At 46.1% G+C, this 20,128-nt stretch carries 16 protein-coding genes and 1 pseudogene; 14 read left to right on the top strand and 3 right to left on the bottom strand.

What is annotated here, in order from left to right; genetic code table 11:
• Window positions 1–80: 80 nt before the first annotated feature.
• A complete protein-coding gene (locus M0P91_RS10005) occupies window positions 81–1,046 on the bottom strand; it encodes an IS4 family transposase (RefSeq protein WP_295066769.1) in 966 nt (321 codons plus the stop codon).
• Window positions 1,047–1,217: 171 nt separating this feature from the next.
• On the opposite strand from M0P91_RS10005, the gene rd reads away from it, so the two are divergent.
• From rd to M0P91_RS09990, 3 genes and pseudogenes are all read left to right on the top strand, one after another.
• Window positions 1,218–1,379, top strand: coding sequence for a rubredoxin (gene rd, locus M0P91_RS10000; RefSeq protein ID WP_295066767.1), 162 nt, complete (start codon window positions 1,218–1,220; stop codon window positions 1,377–1,379).
• A 28-nt stretch (window positions 1,380–1,407) separates the two neighbouring features.
• Window positions 1,408–1,662, top strand: a pseudogene (locus M0P91_RS09995) (methyl-accepting chemotaxis protein); the annotation flags it as partial.
• Window positions 1,663–1,846: 184 nt separating this feature from the next.
• Window positions 1,847–4,000 carry an ABC transporter substrate-binding protein gene (locus M0P91_RS09990; RefSeq protein ID WP_295066765.1) on the top strand — a complete coding sequence of 718 codons (2,154 nt, stop codon included), beginning with the start codon at window positions 1,847–1,849 and terminating at the stop codon, window positions 3,998–4,000.
• A gap of 24 nt (window positions 4,001–4,024) precedes the next feature.
• Here M0P91_RS09990 and M0P91_RS09985 read toward each other — a convergent pair whose 3' ends face one another.
• The gene (locus M0P91_RS09985; protein WP_295066763.1) at window positions 4,025–5,929 is read right to left on the bottom strand and encodes a methyl-accepting chemotaxis protein; all 1,905 of its coding nucleotides are present in this window, start codon (window positions 5,927–5,929) and stop codon (window positions 4,025–4,027) included.
• Between the two features lie 414 nt (window positions 5,930–6,343).
• Here M0P91_RS09985 and ovoA point away from each other — a divergent pair, with 414 nt between their 5' ends.
• The 11 genes from ovoA (at window position 6,344) to M0P91_RS09930 (ending at window position 19,195) form a co-directional block, all read left to right on the top strand.
• Window positions 6,344–8,296, top strand: coding sequence for a 5-histidylcysteine sulfoxide synthase (ovoA, locus tag M0P91_RS09980; RefSeq protein ID WP_295066761.1), 1,953 nt, complete (start codon window positions 6,344–6,346; stop codon window positions 8,294–8,296).
• The gene (locus M0P91_RS09975; protein WP_295066760.1) at window positions 8,289–9,467 is read left to right on the top strand and encodes a pyridoxal phosphate-dependent aminotransferase; all 1,179 of its coding nucleotides are present in this window, start codon (window positions 8,289–8,291) and stop codon (window positions 9,465–9,467) included. The genes ovoA and M0P91_RS09975 overlap by 8 nt, the downstream gene beginning before the upstream one ends.
• On the top strand, window positions 9,460–10,728 hold the full coding sequence (locus M0P91_RS09970) for a DUF4010 domain-containing protein (protein WP_295066758.1): 1,269 nt from the start codon (window positions 9,460–9,462) through the stop codon (window positions 10,726–10,728). The genes M0P91_RS09975 and M0P91_RS09970 overlap by 8 nt, the downstream gene beginning before the upstream one ends.
• 2 nt (window positions 10,729–10,730) lie before the next feature.
• Window positions 10,731–11,156, top strand: coding sequence for a hypothetical protein (locus tag M0P91_RS09965; RefSeq protein WP_295066756.1), 426 nt, complete (start codon window positions 10,731–10,733; stop codon window positions 11,154–11,156).
• A gap of 201 nt (window positions 11,157–11,357) precedes the next feature.
• A complete protein-coding gene (locus tag M0P91_RS09960; RefSeq protein ID WP_295066755.1) occupies window positions 11,358–12,812 on the top strand; it encodes an N-6 DNA methylase in 1,455 nt (484 codons plus the stop codon).
• Entirely contained in the window at window positions 12,809–13,195 is a 387-nt protein-coding gene (locus tag M0P91_RS09955; RefSeq protein WP_295066753.1) for a type II toxin-antitoxin system PemK/MazF family toxin, read from the top strand. Before M0P91_RS09960 ends, M0P91_RS09955 begins: the two co-directional genes overlap by 4 nt.
• 90 nt (window positions 13,196–13,285) lie before the next feature.
• A complete protein-coding gene (locus M0P91_RS09950) occupies window positions 13,286–14,452 on the top strand; it encodes a restriction endonuclease subunit S (protein ID WP_295066752.1) in 1,167 nt (388 codons plus the stop codon).
• Between the two features lie 45 nt (window positions 14,453–14,497).
• Window positions 14,498–15,649 (top strand): ImmA/IrrE family metallo-endopeptidase, encoded by a 1,152-nt coding sequence (locus M0P91_RS09945; protein WP_295066750.1) that lies wholly within the window; start codon window positions 14,498–14,500, stop codon window positions 15,647–15,649.
• Window positions 15,650–15,665: 16 nt separating this feature from the next.
• Window positions 15,666–16,109 carry a DUF4411 family protein gene (locus tag M0P91_RS09940; RefSeq protein WP_295066749.1) on the top strand — a complete coding sequence of 148 codons (444 nt, stop codon included), beginning with the start codon at window positions 15,666–15,668 and terminating at the stop codon, window positions 16,107–16,109.
• 14 nt (window positions 16,110–16,123) lie between these two features.
• Window positions 16,124–18,457, top strand: a complete 2,334-nt coding sequence (gene hsdR / locus M0P91_RS09935; RefSeq protein WP_295066747.1) for an EcoAI/FtnUII family type I restriction enzme subunit R — start codon at window positions 16,124–16,126, stop codon at window positions 18,455–18,457.
• A gap of 51 nt (window positions 18,458–18,508) precedes the next feature.
• The gene (locus tag M0P91_RS09930) at window positions 18,509–19,195 is read left to right on the top strand and encodes a dUTP diphosphatase (protein WP_295066745.1); all 687 of its coding nucleotides are present in this window, start codon (window positions 18,509–18,511) and stop codon (window positions 19,193–19,195) included.
• Here M0P91_RS09930 and M0P91_RS09925 read toward each other — a convergent pair.
• Window positions 19,183–20,064 carry a lipid A biosynthesis lauroyl acyltransferase gene (locus tag M0P91_RS09925; RefSeq protein WP_295066744.1) on the bottom strand — a complete coding sequence of 294 codons (882 nt, stop codon included), beginning with the start codon at window positions 20,062–20,064 and terminating at the stop codon, window positions 19,183–19,185. The genes M0P91_RS09930 and M0P91_RS09925 overlap by 13 nt on opposite strands.
• Window positions 20,065–20,128 lie beyond the last annotated feature (64 nt).

The raw sequence follows: 20,128 nt of genomic DNA, 5'->3' as shown, positions 1-20,128 counted from the left end.
AATGAAAAAGTATGAATGCTCACTCCACGACAGTAGTAGGGTAGAGTTTGGTTGATTTAGCAAAAGAGCACCTTAAAAGGTTAAGCAACACGGAAAACTCCTTCCTTTTGAGCTTTGAATTGACTAATACGTTCTTGAGCCACTCGAGACCATGTTTGAAAAGGCTCTTGATCGGGTAGGTTTTTTGATTCGGTCTTTTTTTTGAGGGGAATGGGCTTATCATTTTGGCGGTATTCACCTGCGAGAATAGACCACATAAAGCTGATGGAGAGAAATGCCATGAGCTTGGTGACTTTCTCTTTACCATGGATTTTACTCTCTTCGAAATTGAATCCTTTGGATTTGAGGGCTCCGAACATTGTTTCAATTTCCCAGCGTTTGCGATAGGTAGCGATAGTCTCTTTGTCCATAGGGCGGTTGGATACAACAACGAGAGGCTCATCACTCTTACTGGAACGAATACCGCCAAGGTGAAGTTCCTGCTCAAAAAGGACGGTTTTTCCAAATCCACAGAACTCATTCTTGCGCACATACGCAAATAGGTCATTGACCGTTCTGGCATCGAGCTGATCTTGATTGAGCAAGAGATTGTTTCGGATACGAATAACAAAGGGAATATCTTCTTGCATCAGCCATCCAAACCACTCTTTACCGATAAACTCACGATCAGCAGTCAGTGTCTTGATCCGCTCTTTTCCGAACAATGAAACAAACCGCTCCATCAATTCTCGTCTTTGCATGTCGTTTGAGTTCCCTTTTTTCCCTACGTCTCCCGTTGCATCTGTGGTCAAAAAACTCCAGATCAGCGGTATCGCCATACCTTTGTAGGCAGCTGAAAGGACTAGCAGATTGATGTTGTTCTTCCCCAATTGCCAATTGGTCCTATCCATACACAATACCCATGGCTCATTATCCGGTAAAATCGTTGAAAGCAATCTGGCCGTCATCTCCATATCCACTTTCTGATCTTTGAATATCCGCTGTATTCTTCGATAATTCGATCCGCTCATCGCATTACCTTCGATATTCTCTGCCACTTTTTGCATATTTACGCTTCGGCTCCGTATAATTGAACTGATCAAGTTTCCAAAAAACCCGATTCTCCGATAACTCCAGTCATAATATTGCTCAAACACTTTCTGCATCCGATCTAAATGTTCCACTCAAACTCACTTTTTCAACTCTCTAAGCCATTTTCGTTCCTATACTGTCGTGGAGTGAGGTATGAATGTAATGTATGCGGATATATTTATGATCCGGAATTAGGTGATCCTGAGAACGGCATTCCTGCCGGTACCGCGTTTGAAGATCTTCCTGAAGATTGGGTTTGCCCTGAATGTGGCGTGGGTAAAGGAGAATTTGCTGAATTGGCAGAATAATTTACTAAATCCAGTCTTTTACGTATTTATGGAAGCGGCACGGGCAGGAGAACACGGACGAGGATTCGCCGTCGTCGCCGAGGAGGTGCGTAAACTGGCCGAACGGACCCAGAAAAGTCTGACTGAAACGGCGGCAACCATCAATGTCCTGATCCAGGCCATCAACGATAACAGTGAGGAGCTCAATAACAATATGGATGAAATGATGCGTTTGACCCAGTACGTCGGAACCGTAGATAGTAAAATGGGTGAGCTGTTACATGCAATGGACCGGTTGGGGTGATGGGAAACGGCACTCCCCTTTTTTTCGGTGCGGCTTGGGAGTGGGAGAAGAGACGATGAATGAAACGGGCACAAAGTGGTCTTATGCAAACATAATACGATGTGATATGCTTTGTTTTTTCAATTGGTCGTTATAATGGATTGCAGGCAGAGTAAATGCCTGAATCAAAATCTGGATCTCGAAAATGGATAATATTGTTACCAAATGTCTGCTGATCGTATCTGTTTTGTTGAGCGGAGTAGAATCGTACGGTGAGGAGCGCCCCCTTCAAAACGTCACCGTTATCCTAAAGTGGTTTTATCAGTATCAGTTCGCCGGAATTATTATGGCGAAGGAGAAAGGGTTTTATTCCGATGCCGGGTTGGATGTGACGATCCTGGAGAGAGACCCTTCCAGAGATAATATCATGGAGGTCGTCAACGGAGAGGCCGAATACGGCATTGCCGATTCATCGATCCTCGGGTACCGGGAGAGGGGTGAACCGGTTAAAATTCTTGCCCCTATCTTTCAGCACAATGCGATGGTTCTGATCGCAAAGAAAAGTTCCGGAATTACCAGCCCGTATGAACTGATCGGAAAAAAAGTCAGCTATCAGGAAGGGATAGACGATGCGATCTTTAGCCATGTTTTCCGCTTTGCCGACATCAACGTTCATGAGATCAAGAAAGTGCCTATGGACTTCTCTTATGAAAAATTCATCTCCGGCGATATCGACGTCATCGCCGCGTACATTACGGATCAGCCTCACTGGATTCAAAAGAGGGGGGTGGAGCTGAATATCATCAATCCGCTCAGTTATGGTATCGATTTGTACGGTGATATCCTCTTTACGAGTGAATCGGAGATCACTTCCCACCCCAAACGGGTAGAAGCGATGAAAAAAGCAACGATCCGGGGGTGGCACTATGCGATCAGCCATCCGGATGAGACGATCCGGATTATCCTTGAAAAATACAATACGCAATCACGGCTCAATGCGGATCAACTGGCGTATGAAGCCAAAACTACCAAACATCTGATTGAATCGGAATTTATTCCGATCGGTACCGTCAATCCGATAAAACTGGCATCGATGGCCCGCACGATGGATAGCCGATTATCAGAAGCACAGGCTCAGGCACTGGCGGAGGAGATCGTCTATGACCCCAATGTTACGGAGCGCCGGTACGGGAAATACTGGAAAGAGGTGGCAAGCGGAATCGTACTGATGGGTTTAATGATTTTTGGGCTCGTCCTCTATAACCGGCAGCTCAATTATCTGGTGTCTCTGCGTACGCGCCATCTGGAAGAGGCAAAAAAAGAGGCCGAGAACGCTACCCGGGCCAAGCAGGATTTTCTTGCCAATATGAGTCATGAAATCCGTACCCCCTTAAACGCGATACTCGGTTTTATCCCTATTTTAGAAAAGCGTAACACCGATTCCGAGTCTAAAAAATATCTGGGGGTGATCTACAAGAGCGGCCTTTCGTTGCTTGATATCGTGAATGACATTCTTGATTTTTCCAAAATTAACGGTCAAAAACTTCTGATCGAATCGTACCCTTTTGATCCGTGCGAAGAGATGGAGGAGATTATGCTGCTGTTTTCCTCATCGGCAAAAGGGAAGGGAATTGATCTGCTGACCTTTATTGATCCGAATATCCCCAAATGTCTGATGGGGGATTTGACACGGATCAAGCAGGTGATGAACAATCTGTTGAGCAATGCAATCAAGTTTACGCCGCACAATGAGACGATTCGAATCAAAATCGTTTATGAGGATCAAAGCGGTACATTCAAGTTTGCAATCCGCGACAGCGGAATCGGCATGAGCGAAGACGAGCAAAAGAAGATATTCCACCCTTTTGAGCAGTCAGATGTGTCAATCGCACGTAAATATGGAGGCACGGGGCTGGGATTGGCGATCTGCAAATCGCTGAGTGATCTGATGGGTGGGGATATCCGGGTGAGCAGTCAGACTCAGAAAGGGTCCACATTTGTCTTTCAGGTTCCGCTCCCTGTATGTACTGAAAATCCGGCAGTACAAATGAATCGGCATTACTCGGAGCTCCGGTACTACCCCTTATTGGACCCATTATCGGTAAACGCGATAAAACTACTGGAAAAATATCTGGACGCTCTCGGTCTGGAACGGGTTAAAACGGCAGAAGAAGCGACACTGCTGGTATGCAGTGATAAAAATCTCCCGAATACGGCGTTGCCGGTGCTGATGTTTACCCACTCTGAAGATCATGTGAATAGGGAGCATCTGCGTATCTATCCGATTGCTTCGCCGCTTTTACCCAGTGCTATTATCGGTATTCTCGATACCGTACTTCAGCAAAACTCCCCGGCGTAACGGTCGATCTTCGTAGATGGGCTATCAGACTTCACTCAGCATGTTATCCATCAGAACAAATAGCTTTTCACTGGCGTTTTCCATCTCCTGAAAATTTTTGATAATTTCGTTTCCACGGGTTATGCACTCGTTTGCTTTTGCATTTTTGACGAAATTAAGATTCTGATTGGCTTTGTTGTGTACGATCGTATGCGGTTCAAGAATAAGGGGGTAATTGAGTGTTTTTCCGAAGCGGCGTTTCCCCTCATTCTGGTACCATTGGCCCATGCGGCATTGATGGGCATCCTGGGGTTCAAGATGCGATTCGCAATTCATAATACCGTTATAGGCACGCGATTTATAGAGGATATGGTCGATTTTTGCCAAGACGATAAAGATATTATTCTCCATTTTATACGATGAGGTGACGATTCCGGAGGAGTTTTCATGGAGTTGAATGAGGGTCGCTTCGAAGTTGTTGATCTGCTCGCTGGAACGTTCGACCACTTCATTCATCTCTTCGGCGCTGGTTTGGATATCGCTCATATCCTGTTGGAGCGATTTGATCGATACGGAGATCTCTCCGGTCGCTTTGTGGGTACGTTCCGCCAGTTTGCGCACTTCATCGGCAACGACGGCAAAACCGCGACCGTGTTCGCCGGCACGGGCTGCTTCGATTGCGGCATTGAGGGCAAGGAGGTTGGTTTGATCGGCAATATCGGTAATCAGCTGGATAACGGAGGTGATTTCGCTTGTTCGGGAGGCGATATGGGAAATGGCATCGTTATTACCCCCCACTTTTTCGGTGAGGCGATTGAGCTCGTCAATAATCGTGGCGATGGTTTTGCGGCTGTCGTCGGCGAGGGTAGCGGCATCTTTGGTTGCCGAAGTGACCTCTTTGAGTGCATGGATGTTGTGGGTCAGATTGTCCTGAATGACCGAGAGGCTCTCCGTTACCTGAACGCTGAGTTTACTGAGTTCGGAATTAAGAGAATCGCGCTGTTTCTTGATCTCCTGCTCTTTCATGATGTCGATACTTTTTCGAACATGTCCGATCGCATCGACGAACTCCCCTTGCATCCCCTGATCTGAGATCACTTTAGAAAAATCGCCGTGGGTCGCGTTGGTAATGGAGGTGTTGATTTGATGGATAAACCCTACGATTTGGGTAATTAACTGTTGCAAGGCTCCCCCCATGACACCCAATTCGGTCTTCGGATCGGTATCGACGTGCGTGTCGGAAAAATTTCCGCTCCCTACGGTTTTAATCACAGAGGTGAATTTCTCAAGGGCTCCGGTAATGGAGTGTTGTACCATCGCGGCAAAGATGAAAATCACGATCGCAACACCGATACCGGTAAAGAGGACGAAAATTTTATAAAAACCGATTTCGTTGTGAAGATTTTCGGAAGCGGCTGTCAGATTTTTTTGTTTTTGTTCTACAACCTGTTTGAACTCATCGCGTGATGCATCGGCATAGGGGGTGATTTTTTTCTTGTATTCGGCATAGATGGGGCCGCTTTGCGAGGTAATGGTATTTTTATCCAGGGAGTGCATCATCACCAGAGTCGTGTCCAAAAAAGCAAAGGTGCTCTCTTTTGCCTCTTTGATAAGGGGGAGTGCTTCCGGATCGGAATGGGTTTCGAGTTCGGAAAACAGGTGCTTGATCGTTTGGGTATTTTCTTCAAGTTTCACCATGTTTTGATCGTAGTCGCCGCCGAGGATGATGTCCCGGCTCGTGCGGCTGACGTAATTGAGATCTTTTTCGATCTCCAGAACCTGGAGCGCTCCGCTTGTGGAGAATTCCTGCAAGGTGCCGAATTGGGTTTCGACGCTCTGGAAGGCAAAAAAAACAAATATCGAAGCACCGATAACCGATAGGGTAGCAGAGGCGACAAGATAGTGCATCCGCTTTCGAATACTCATTTTTTGCAGTGATTCGCCAAACATATAAAAATCCTTATCTGTGGTAAAAATCACACGTTTGCTTGTGTTTGTCGATTTCCGGATTTTCAGGAGCGCAGAACATCTATGTGATATTTTTGTGTTGTCTAATTATATTACTTTTTTTGAAGATAGTGTATGTTTTTCGAAGTTAAAGTGTGAGATTAAACCGAGAAAAAAGAACATGTAACTGACCTTACGTACCTTTTTCAAAAGGGGCGAAATAGGTCAGTAATCTCCCGCATCCGAAAGATGCGGGTAGCTTTAGGGGGTTGTAGGGACACATGTCCCTGCCACTTTGCGGGCTTTGCCCGCAAAGTGCGTAACATCAGCACGTAATTGTCCAAAAGAGGTGATAAAGGGGCTCAGTAAGGGTAATTTGCTACAATACACCCAATACAGTTTAAAGGATGGCAGGTGATGAAGCGTCAGATGGTCTCGGTACGTTTGGATGGAGGGGAAGTTCAGGCCAAACGGGAGGAGCTGCTTGAGTATTTCCATCAGAGTTTTGAGCTGTTTGAATCGTTATTTGACCTTTTTAAATCCGACGACGTTTTTTACCGGCAGTCTGAACCGACACGTCATCCGATGATTTTTTATTTCGGCCATACCGCTGTTTTTTACATCAATAAGCTTCTCCTTGCAAACGGCTTGAAGGGGCGCATTAATCCCGGATTTGAATCGTTATTCGCCGTGGGGGTTGACGAGATGCTGTGGGATGAGGAGAGTGGGCGGTTTGAGTGGCCGAGCGTGGATGCGGTTCGTGAATATCGGGGTCAGGTCCGTGAAGTGGTCGACCATTTTATCCGCACCTTTCCGATGACCCTTCCGGTGACCCGGGAAGACCCTTTCTGGGCACTTTGGATGGGGATAGAACATGAGCGGATCCATATCGAAACCTCCAGTGTCCTGCATCGGCAGATGCCTCCTGAATTTGTCCGTCCCCATGAGGCTTTCCCCCTGTGCCCGAAGTTTGCGGATGCTCCTCAAAACACTCTGGTTTCGATTCCGGGAGGAGAAATCACCCTGGGCAAGGGGGAATCCGATCACGGGCTTTACGGATGGGATAATGAATACGGGGTGCAGAGCGTAACCCTTTTCCCATTCGAAGCCTCCTTGTATCTGGTGAGTAACGGGGAGTTTCTGGAGTTTGTCCGGGGCGGGGGATACGAATCGCATGAATGGTGGGAGGAAGAGGGGCTGAAATACCTCTCGATACGTCATGCCAAAGCACCTCCGTTCTGGGTTGCATGTGAAGACGGGACGTTTCGCTATCGCGGTCTGGCTGAAGAGATCGAGATGCCGCTCAATTGGCCGGTCGAGGTGAACGCCCTTGAAGCCGAAGCCTTTTGCCGATGGAAAAGTGCGAAAGAGGATAAACGCTACCGTCTTCCCGGTGAAACGGAGTGGGCAATGATGGCACAGATGTATGGGGGAGAACGCAACGGCATCTTTGACGATCAGCATGCCAATCTCAACTTCGCCCACTACGCCTCCTCGGTTCCGGTGGATACCTTTAAACACGGTTCGCTTTATGATGTTGCCGGAAACGTCTGGCAGTGGACGCAGACCCCGATTGCGGGATTTGAAGGATTCGCCCCCCATCCGTGGTATGATGATTTTTCGCTCCCGACATTTGACGGAAAACATAATCTGCTCAAGGGGGGATCGTGGGCCTCTACGGGGAACGAGATCGTTACGACGTCACGCTATGCGTTTCGGCGCCATTTTATCCAGCATGCGGGTTTTCGCTATGTCGTGGGTGAGGCGCGGAGGGAGGAGAGTGCCCCTTCGGTCATTAAAGAGGCGGATGTGAGCGCGATATGCCGGTTTCAATACGAGACCCATGGAAAGTGGTTTCGAGATCTTCTTGAACGTTTCGACGGCTATTTCGGAAGAGAGGGGAGAGTGCTGGAGCTGGGATGCGCAACCGGGCGGTTGAGTTTCGGTTTGTCGAATTGGTTTGAAGCGGTGGATGCCGTTGATTTCTCTGCGCGTATGATCCGTGTCGGTGCCGCATTGCTTCAGGAGGGCAGGGTAACGTATCAGGCGGGCAAGGAAGAATCGTGTGTGCTTCTGAGATCGCTTGATGCACTCCATGCGCGTGAGCGGGTTAACTTTTATCAGGGGGATCTTGCCAATCTGAAGTCCCATTTTACCGCGTACGACACGATCGTGATCAATAATAGCCTCGACAACCTCCACTACCAAGAGCACCTCCCCCAACTGTCGCAGCGCTTGGTGCAGGGGGGGCGGTTGGTCGTCATCTCGGCAGACGCGGATCGCCTTGAAAAAGGGGAGGGTTTTGAAATGATAGGGGTCGAAAAAGTGGGAGAGACAGCCGTGTGGATAGGGAGAAAAACCGGTGGATGAGGTAGGGAGATTTATTGACCGCTCAAACACCAACGCTGAAAAATATACGTTGCGTCAAAAGCTTTTCGGTACCGATGAGGTGACCCCCATGTGGGTGGCCGATATGGATTTGGCAACCCCGGCATGTGTCCTGAATGCGCTCAAAGAGCGGTTGGAACACCCGGTGATGGGGTATGAAATCATGAAGCGCAGCGGGTTTGAGGCCCAATGTGCGTGGGTTAAATCGCATCACGGTTTGGAGATTTCGCCCGAATGGCTCAGCTACTCCCCCTCCGTCGTCGCATCGATCGGATGCGCGATTCGCGCTTTTAGCGAAGAGGGGGACGAGGTGATCGTCCAGTCTCCGGTCTATCCCCCTTTTTACGATATGGTGAGGATCAATAAACGGACATTACTCCTTAATCCTCTTCACCGCGACCGTGAGGGCATGTATCGTTTCGATCTCGATGACCTTCGTTCCAAAATCACCCCCAAAACCAAACTCCTTCTTTTGTGCTCACCGCACAATCCTGTCGGGAGGGTGTGGAGCCCGGAGGAATTAAGGGCCTTGGGAGAGGTGTGTCTGGAACATGGGATCCGGATTGTCAGCGACGAGATCCATTGCGATATCGTCTACCCTCCGCACAAACACACCCCTTTCGCCTCTCTCTCCCCGGAGCTTTTTGCCTCTACGGTCACGTTGATGGGACCGGGAAAAACGTTTAATATGGCGGGATTTTCGATCTCTACCGTCTGTATCGGCGATGAGAGGATGCGCGATCTATTCAATCACGAACGCATGAGGGTCCATTTCGGAGACGGTGCGGCACTTTCGCATGTCGCTTTTGAATCGGCGTACCGAGACGGCGGAACATGGCATCGGGAACTGATGCTCCATTTGGGGGTGAATCGCTCGATGATGGCCGCATGGTGTGCGTCAATCCCTCCTATTTCCCACTACTCACCCGAGGGGAGTTATCTGGCATGGCTGGATTGCCGTTCACTGGGGCTGGGAGATCGGCAGTTACGGGAGTTTTTTGCCCGTGAAGCCGGATTGGGGCTGAGTGCCGGACTTGGTTTCGGAAAAGAGGGATCGGGATTTATGCGACTCAATTTCGCCGTCTCTTCAGCAATTCTTGAGGAAGCATTGGAGAAGATAGAAAACGCTTTACAAAGGAGTGGGTATGTATGATACGGTTTTACGTCTTTACGAAATGGAATATTTTCGTTTTCTATTAACGGTCGCCTTGAGTTTTTTGACGGGGTTGGAGCTTCGTGCCTACAAACATACCTTGAGCAATGCCTATTTTATCGGAACGGTGCGTACGTATATTCTGATAGGGATGTTGGGATATATCCTCTATAAATTGGACCCGACGTGGCAACTGTATTTAGCGGGGATGGGGGTTTTGGCGATCTTTTTCGCCCTGTTTTACCACCAAAAGCTTCAAGCGGAACAAAAAGGGATTATCAGTTTATTGGCGGCATTGTTGGTCTATACCTATGCGCCGCTGATTATAACGCAGCCCCTTTGGTTTACTGCCATGATTTTTGTCTCCATCATTTTTGTCGTGAATGCAAAAAGTCAGGTGCAAATGATTATGGAGACGGTGGACACGACCGAGTTGGTCACCTTCTCTAAACTGGTACTGCTCAGTGTCGTAATCTGGCCCCTTTTGCCGACAACACCGATCTCATCGTGGATACCGATGTCGATGAGCAAGATTTGGATTGCGGTGATTGTTGTCTCGGGAATCTCCTATATCGGATACATTCTTCAGCGCTATTTTTTCCATGAGAAAGGGTTTTTGATCAACGGTGTGATCGGCGGTATCTACTCCTCTACCGCCACAACGGTGGTTCTGGCACGACAATCCAAAACGCTTCAGAGCAATGAATATACGTTTGTTGCCGCAATCGTTCTGGCAACCGGTATGATGTATTTACGGTTAATGGCGATTATCGGTTTTCTCAATTTTACATTATTGCAGTCGCTGGCTCTTCCCTTGGGAGCGTTGGCCGGACTCACCTTGTTGACCGGATTCGGAATTTCAAGACTCAAACAAGAATCACCCCGAACGTCATCCGAAACAAAGCCGAGCAATGTCAATCCGATGGAGTTGGGGGTAGCTTTGGTATTCGCGGCAATGTTCGTCGTGATGACAGTCATTACACGCTATTTTATTACCGATTACGGAACGTCAGGGCTCAATATTCTGGCCTTTATCGTAGGGTTTACCGATATTGACCCGTTTATCCTTTCGCTGATTAACGGAAGTTTTGCGATTTCGCAACAGGCGGTAGTTTCGGCGATTTTAATCGCCATCGCCAGCAATAATATTTTCAAGGGGCTTGCGGCACTCTTTTTGGGATCGCCAAAAACGGGGAGGATGAGTTTGATCGCACTCAGCGGCCTCTCTCTTTTAACCTTGACCATAGCATTGTCGTTGTAGCCGTGCGCGATACCTTAGAGAAAATTGAGCGCTTTATCGATCACCACCACCTTCTCACCCTTGCAACACAGGGGGAGGCTCTATGGTGTTGTTCCCTTTTTTATGCCTATGATCCCGAAGAGGTTGCTTTTATCGTCGCTTCGGATCCGCAAACCGAACACATGGGAAATGTAGCCGATCACCCGGATGTCGCGGGGACGGTTGCCTTGGAAACGAAAACGGTCGGAAAGATACAGGGAATACAGTTTGCAGGCGAAATGAGCCGTAGCGTTGATCGGCGGGAGCGGGAGCTTTATTTGCAGGCATACCCCTATGCCCGTATTATGGACCCGATACTGTGGCGCATCCGGATTCATCGGTGCAAGATGACCGACAACACCCTCGGCTTCGGGAAAAAGATTATGTGGCGGCGGGAGTTTTCGGACTAAAGAGGGTGCAGGGCCGGCCGCTGCTGCTGAGTACGACTTGCGAAGGGATGGCTTTTGATTTAAAGCCGTACCCTCTGCATCCATGAGGCTGATGGGCTTCCCACGTGACAAAATAGTAAATACATTTATGACAATTTATCTTTTCCATACGTGGAATATTAGCGTATAATACGCCCAATTTCCATAGGGATCCGCTAACTCATGTTTGAACAAACTTTTAAAAATATAGACGATATTCTCCACAAAGACGCCGGATGCGGGAGCGAACTCGACTATGTTGAGCAAACCTCATGGGTGTTGTTTCTCAAATACCTCGACGATTTGGAAAAAGATAAAGCCACCGCCGCCGCATTGAGCGGCAAAAGTTATACCCCTATCATCAGCGGGGAATTTCTTTGGAATGTCTGGGCAGCTCCCAAAGATGCGGACGGCAAACTCGATCATCATGCCGCATTGAGTGGCGATGATCTCAAAGATTTCGTCGATCATAAACTCTTCCCCTATCTCAAAAAGTTCAAAGTCGACGCCGAGAGTGCCGACACCATCGAGTACAAGATCGGTGAGATATTTAGCGAACTCAAAAACCGCGTACAAAGCGGCTATAACCTCCGTGAAGTGATCAACCGCATCGACGAGCTACGTTTCCGCACCCATGCCGAAAAACACGAAATGAGCCACCTTTATGAGGACAAGATCAAAAACATGGGGAACGCAGGACGCAACGGCGGCGAATACTACACCCCCCGCCCCCTCATCAAAACCATCGTCCGCGTCGTCGCCCCCGAAATCGGACAAAAAATCTACGACGGTGCCGTAGGGAGTGCGGGATTCTTGGTCGAAGCGTTCGAGTACCTAAAACACAGCAAAAAACTCACCACGAGCGATACGCTCACCCTCCAAAAAACGACCTTCTACGGCAAAGAGAAAAAATCCCTTGCCTACATCATCGGGACGATGAACATGATCCTCCACGGCATCGAAGCCCCGAACATCGTTCACGCTAACACGTTGGCGATCAACCTCGATGACATCCAAGAGAAAGACCGTTACGACGTCGTACTCGCCAACCCACCGTTTGGAGGAAAAGAGCGCGCCGAAGTACAGCAAAATTTCCCGATCAAAACGGGAGAGACGGCATCGCTGTTTTTACAACATTTCATCAAGATTCTGCGAGCTGGGGGTCGCGCGGGGGTTGTTATCAAAAACACCTTTTTGAGCAACACCGACAACGCCTCTGTCGCACTGCGTAAAAAACTCCTCGAAGAGTGTAACCTTCACAGTGTCCTCGACTTGCCGGGTGGGACGTTTACGGGGGCGGGGGTTAAAACTGTCGTCTTGTTTTTTGAAAAAGGTGCTCCGACACGCAAGGTGTGGTTTTATCAGCTGAATTTGGATCGCAATCTGGGGAAAACGAACGCGCTCAATGAGAAAGATTTGGCGGAGTTTGTGGAGCTTCAAAAGTCGTTCGGGGAGTCTGAGAACTCGTGGAGTGTTGATGTCCGCGACATAGACCAAAGCACGTTTGATCTGAGTGCTAAAAATCCGAATAAAAAAGAAGAAGCGGCATTGCGAAAACCGCAAGAGATACTCGAAGAGATGAAAGCACTCGATGATGAGAGTGCGGAGATTTTGGGCAGGGTTTTGGAACTACTATGAAAAAATTCAACGAGTGGAACGAAGTTAAAAAACAACTTGATTGCAAAGAGAAATATATTACTCCAAAAGAGAGAGAAGTTTATTGGGCTAGTATCGGTGAAAATATTGGTTTTGAACAAAATGGAAAAGGGGATATTTTTTCACGCCCTGTTTTGATCGTAAAAAGATTTTCAAAAAATATCTTTTTTGGTGTTCCGTTATCGACTCAGCCAAAAGAGGGGAGCTTTTTTTACGGTTTTGAATTGAACGGAGAAAAAAGTACTGCTTTGGTTGTTCAGGGGAGATTGTTTGATACGCGAAGATTAGAAAACCGGATCGGCATGATAAGCAAAGAGGATTTTGAAAACATAAAGTTGAGAATCAAGGATTTGTTAGATGTGTAGATTTTCTCCCCTTGGCAGAACCAAAGGGCGTCCCGAAGGAAATTATGAGAGTATTCTAACGCAAAACTATTCAAAAGTAAAGAGTTGCGGATGAAGCAGGGGTGGGAAGTAAAAAAGCTGGGTGAGATTTGTAAGGTAATTGCTGGTCAATCGCCTGAGGGCAAATATTATAATTCTGAAGCGCAAGGCTTAGCATTTTATCAAGGCAAGAAAGAATTTTCTGACAAATTTATTGGTGAACCAACGACATGGACTACTAAAATAACAAAAGAAGCAGAAGCGAATGATATTTTAATGTCTGTTCGTGCTCCAGTTGGTCCAATAAATTTTTCAACTCAAAAAATTTGTATCGGTCGTGGTCTTGCCGCTATCAGAGCAGGAAAATTGATAGATAAAGAATTTCTCTTTAATTTTTTATTGAAACACGAAAATGAAATTATTGGAAATACTGGTGCAGTTTTTAATTCGATCAATAAAGCACAAATTGAAGCTATTGAAATCCCTCTTCCCCCACTCCCCGAACAACAACGAATCGTCGCCATTTTAGATGAAGCCTTTAGCGCAATAGAGCGTGCAAAAGCCAATGCAGAGCAGAACCTTAAAAATGCAAAAGAGCTTTTCGACTCTTATTTGCAAAGTGTGTTTGAAAATAAAGTACATGGTTCTCTATTTGAAACATTGGATAGTCTTTGTGAGTTAATAGTTGATTGTGAGCATAAAACTGCACCTACTCAAGATACTGGCTATCCCTCGATTCGAACTCCAAATATTGGTAAAGGTGTTTTAATTTTAGATAATGTAAATAGGGTGTCTGAAGAAACATACAATGCATGGACAAGGCGAGCAATACCGCAAGCAGATGATTTGATTTTAGCAAGGGAAGCTCCAGCCGGAAATATTGCCGTAATTCCAGAAAATATTAAAGTATGTTTAGGGCAAAGAACCGTACTGATTAGACCTAAAAAGTCTAAATTGGTATCTAAGTTTTTAGCGTATTTAATTCTTTCGAAGGATGTGCAGGAACAATTACTGTCTCATTCCACAGGGGCAACGGTTGAACATGTTAATATGAAAGACATCAGAGCTTTTAAAATATATAATCTTTCAGGATTATCTGAACAACAAACCATCGTCCAAAAACTCGATCTCCTCTCCACCGAAACCAAACGCCTCGAAGCGATTTATCAGCAGAAAATAGATAACTTAGAGGAATTAAAAAAAAGTATATTGCAAAAAGCGTTTAACGGGGAGTTGTGATGAAATACAGAAGTAAATTATCCAAAATCAGATACAATTTACATTATGGAAAAAATACAAATCAATCCAAAGCGTTTACAATGGTGCTGTGATACATTAGGCATAGATATTGATAGTTTATCTAAAGATATCAGCATATCCCACCAAACACTTGAACAAGCTATGGCAAGCCAAGCCGTTTTGAGTGTTAAGCAATTGGAAAAAATAGCTAATTTTTTTAAGCGAAGCTTATTGTTTTTTATCGATCCATCCGACATTCAAGAAGAGAAAATTTATTCTGTCCAATTTCGCACTATTAATAATCAAGCCCCTATACATTCTCCTAAATTAAGAGCATTTATTGAGCGTATTGAAAAACAAAGACGGGTTTATCTCGATCTATTAGAAGACCTGAAAGAACCTGTCGAAGAAAATTGGCATTCCAAACTTGCGTTAAATACAAAAGATATAAAACAAATCAGTGCAAATATACGCCAATGGCTAGATTTGCCTCTAAAATATGGTTTTGATGAGTTGCGTCACGCAGTTGAAAACAAAGGGATACTGGTTTTTGTATCTAATGGCTATAACGGTAAATGGCAGATTGAAAAAAGCGAGCATGTGCGAGGTTTTTCTCTTTACTACGATGTTATGCCAATCATTGTTATCAAAAAGCAAAGTGACGGCGCACAGGCATTTACCCTCATGCATGAGCTAGCGCATCTACTGTTGCACAAAGAGAGTTCTATTGATAATGAAGAAAACTTCTACCACTACCAAGGAAGAGAAAAAGAGGCAAATGAATTTGCGGGTAATCTATTAATACCTGATAGCTTTTTAAATCAAATAGATATTGGTACGCTTTTGCGCATGGAAATAGTAAGTTATGATAGCTATTTGGATGGGTTTAAAAAAAAGTGGTGTGTAAGTGGTGAGGCAATCTTAATGAGATTGTTGACGAACAATATGATTCATCAAAAAGCTTATCAAGATTACAGGAATTACAAAAAAGAACAAAGCGAAAAAATACAACAACTTGAATCAAAACCAATTCCAAGACAGTACCGACACAGAGAACCTATCAATATGTTTGGTAAGCCATATGTTTGTACCGTGCTTGATGCGTTTCACAATAACCTTATTACTCTAGCCAAAGCCAGTACTTATTTGGACAATCTAAAAATTACCGATGTGCGAAAACTGGAGCAATATGTATAGCTTTGATGCATCGTCAATGATTCATGCATGGGATAACTACCCAATTGAAAATCCACATTTTAACGCCTTATGGGAATGGTTTGCAGAGCAAATTCAAGAAAAAAACTTTGTTTTTTCACAAATTGCATTTGTTGAAATAAATAATAAAATCCCAGAATGTGGCGAATGGCTTAAAAGTCATAATGCAGAGATACATCCATTGTCCGCTGATGCTATATTGCACGCACAAGCCATAAAAATATTATTAGAAATAGAAGAAGAAGCATATACAAAAGGTGTTGGTGAAAATGACCTTTTTATTATTTCAATTGCGAAAATCTATAATTCCATTTTAATTACTGAAGAAGCAAGACAACTTATATTACCTCCAAAAAAATCAAATTATAAAATTCCTGCTGTATGTGCTTTGGCTGAAGTAAATGTTCCTTGTAAAAGTTTTATTAATCTTCTTAAAGAATAACTAAAGGGAAGTGGATGAACGAAGACGAAACGAGAGCCGAACTGATCGATCCTATGCTTCTCGCATCGGGATGGGGAGTAGTTGAAGGTTCACGAGTTTTTAGAAATCATCCCATAACTGCCGGTAAAATCCAAACGGGAGGCACTCGTAGCAAACTGCTCCGCGCCGATTATGTCCTCTCGTACAAAGGGATCAAACTCGCCGTTATCGAAGCCAAACGAAGCGGACTAAGTGTGGGTGAAGGGGTGGCGCAAGCCAAACAGTACGCCGATAAGCTCAAACTCGACACCACCTATGCTACCAACGGCAAAGAGATTTACAGCATCTGTATGAAGAGCGGTGCGGAAGCTCTGGTGGAACGTTATCCGACCCCTGAAGAGCTTTGGAATAAAACGTACGCGGAGCAAAACGATTGGCGGGAGAAGTTTAGTGCCGTACCGTTTGAGAATGTCGGTGGGACGAAGGGGGCGCGCTACTATCAGGAGATTGCTGTCAATAAAACCCTCGAAGCGGTTGCTAACAACGCACCGCGCGTATTGCTCACCCTTGCTACGGGGACGGGGAAAACCTTTATCGCGTTTCAGATCGCGTGGAAACTTTTTCAAACCCGTTGGAATCTTCGCCGTGATGGGAGCCGACGACCGCGCATCCTGTTCTTAGCTGACCGTAATATTTTAGCAGATCAGGCGTTCAATGCTTTTTCGGCATTTCCCGACGATGCCCTCGTGCGGATCAAACCCGATGAAATACGCCGCAATGGACGCGCACCGACGAACGGGAGTATCTTTTTCACCATCTTTCAAACCTTCATGAGCGGAACGGATAGCGAGGGGAGGGCGGCTCCTTATTTCGGGGAGTATCCGAAAGACTATTTTGACTTTATCATTATCGATGAGTGTCATCGCGGCGGTGCGAACGATGAGGGGAACTGGAGAGGGATTTTGGAGTATTTCTCCCCTGCGGTTCAGCTGGGACTCACCGCCACACCAAAACGTAAAGACAACGTAGACACGTACCGCTATTTCGGCGAACCCGTCTATATCTACTCACTCAAAGAGGGGATCAACGACGGTTTCCTCACCCCTTTTAAAGTCAAACGGATCAAAACGACCCTCGATGACTACATCTACACGAGCGACGACACAATCATCGAAGGGGAGATCGAAGAGGGGAAACTCTATACTGAACCCGATTTTAACAAGATTATCGAGATAACCGCGCGCGAAGCGAAGCGAATTAAGATATACATGGACGAAGCGAACCAAAACGAAAAGGCGATTATCTTTTGCGCCACCCAAGATCACGCGGCTGCGGTTCGCGATTTGGTCAATCAGATGAAAAAGAGCAAAGAACCGAACTACTGCGTCCGTGTCACCGCCAATGATGGAGCTATCGGCGAGCAGTTTTTACGAGAGTTTCAAGACAACGAGAAAATGATCCCCACCATCTTGACCACCTCCCAAAAGCTCTCCACGGGGGTCGATGCACGTAATATCCGCAATATTGTGTTAATGCGTCCCGTCAACTCGATGATCGAGTTCAAACAAATCGTCGGGCGGGGTACACGGTTGTTTGAGGGGAAAGAGTTTTTTACGATTTATGATTTCGTCGATGCGTATCACCATTTCGCCGATCCCGAATGGGACGGTGAACCGTTGGAACCGGAATCTCCGTCAGTCCCTAAACCTCCTAAAGAGCCGAGTGAGCCTCAAGAATCTACGGGTAATGCTGATGTGGGGGAAGCAGGTGAGAGACGCACAAAAATCAAAATCAAACTGCGCGACGACAAAGAGCGGGAAATTCAGCACATGATGTCCACCTCGTTTTGGAGTGCGGATGGCAAGCCGATCTCAGTGGAGGAGTTTTTAGAAAACCTCTTCGGCGCACTCCCTGAGTTTTTCACAACCGAAGAGGAGCTGCGAACGCTGTGGAGCAATCCTCTGACGCGGAGAATTTTGCTCGAAAAACTGGGTGAAGCAGGTTTCGGGCGAGAAGAGTTGGGGACGCTTCAAAAACTCATCGATGCGGAGAAAAGCGATTTGTTCGATGTGTTGGAATATGTCTTTAACAGCGATACTGTCCCGATGTCACGCGAAGCACGTGTCGCCGCCGCCCAAGCGACGATTTTTGCACTTCTGAGCGACAAACAAAAAGAGTTCATCGAATTCGTCCTCAGCAAATACATCGAGACGGGGGTGGATGAACTCGATCAGGAGAAACTGCCGATTCTCCTTACGAACAAATACCAATCCCTGCAAGATGCGCAGGAGGAGTTGGGCGAAGTCGCAACAATCAGCTCACTGTTTATCGACTTTCAAAAATATCTCTATCAACAGCGAGCGGCGTAACATTTTTTTTAATTTAACGTATAATTCGAAACTTTTTAAAGGATAGAGATAATGAATAAACTTTTATGTATGCTTGAACTTCAGCAGAAGCTTAATGATGCGACCAACGGCGAGGGTTGGGAAAAAGGGGTGACCAAACATGGTAAAAAAATCAACTGGCGCCGCTGTATCACGATGGAATCGGCCGAGATGATTGACTCTTTCGGATGGAAACATTGGAAAAGTATTGCCCAGACGACCGATTATGACAATTTACAAATCGAAATTGTCGATGTGTGGCATTTTATTATGAGTTTGGTTCTGGAGTTTACCCATAATAACGGTGCGGAAACCATCGAGGAACTGGCCAAAAGAATTTCACAGACCCCTGAGTATACGAAATTAAGCACCGATAAATCGCTTTCTTTCGGGAGTGATGACCTTTTGATGGTGAAAATCGAAAATGTTATGCGTCTTTCGCTGATTCCGATATCTCCTGAGATGATCGGCGCTATGATTGAAGAATTTTTTGAGCTAGTTTATTTGGGGGGATTGAATATAACCCAGTTGTACCGTTTGTATGTTGGGAAGAATATTCTTAATCAATTTCGTCAAGATCACGGGTATAAGGAGGGACATTACATTAAAATTTGGAACGGGCAAGAAGATAACGCGGTAATGAAACTGGCCTGGGAAAACGATCCCGATTTAACACCTGAGGCACTCTATGAAGTGCTGAAAAAAGCTTATCCCGCATAAATATCAGGATATTCTCCCTTCCATCTTTTGTGGCACCAGAACCACAGTTCCGGATTTGCCCGAATCGCTTTTTCGAGTCCCACAACCTGACGCTGTGTCGCTTCAAGGATCGAAGCGTCATCGCCACTCTTTACCTCGATCGGTTCTTCAAAGCGGATCGTGTAGTGCTCTTCATCCTCTCCGGTAATGTAAACTCCGACGATCGGAACATTGAATTTTGCCGACAGCTGTGCAGCGCTAGAGGAGTGGTAGGTTTTATGACCGAAAAAATCGACATTGACTCCGTAACGTTCATTGCTTGCCTGATCGATCATCAACAAAACGGAGCGGTTGTTTTTAAGCCCTTTGGCAATATGTTTGAGGGCACCGTTTTTTTCAGCGAGTTCCATTCGGTGATGGGTTCGGGCTTCTAGGAGATAGGGATCAAATTCGCTCCGGCTGAACCCTTTGTAGATCGAGGTAACGGGGGTGATCAGCGAGGAGAGGGCAGCTCCGCCGAGTTCCCAATTCCCAAAATGGGCGGAGACAAAAATAATTCCCCCGCCTCTGGCTAAAATGGCATCGACCGGTGAACGGTTTTTGAAGGTTACTTTGGAGTGCAAATCTTCGGGAGTATTGCGGCGGTTTTCCATCACTTGCAGCAAATTGAGAGCCAGATTCCGGTAGCAATACTCTTCAATTTCCCGTTGATCCGTTTCCTTCAGGGTTTCTTCAAAGGCGAAAGAGAGGTTTTGGCGGATGACCTGATTGCGTTTGATGGCAAGTTTATGGGCTAATGAAGCCAGAGCCGTAAATAATCGTTTGCGCCACCGGTGGGGAAAGAACATCAACAGGGTATCCACGGCTAAAAAAAGGCGATAGGCAATCATAAAAGCTCCTGAATTTTTTGAGCGATTAGACGGGGTTCAATGTGAGAAATTGAAAAATCGTTGC

The sequence above is a fragment of the Sulfuricurvum sp. genome (assembly GCF_023229695.1).
Classification (GTDB): domain Bacteria; phylum Campylobacterota; class Campylobacteria; order Campylobacterales; family Sulfurimonadaceae; genus Sulfuricurvum.
This window is presented reverse-complemented; position numbering and strand designations above follow the sequence as displayed.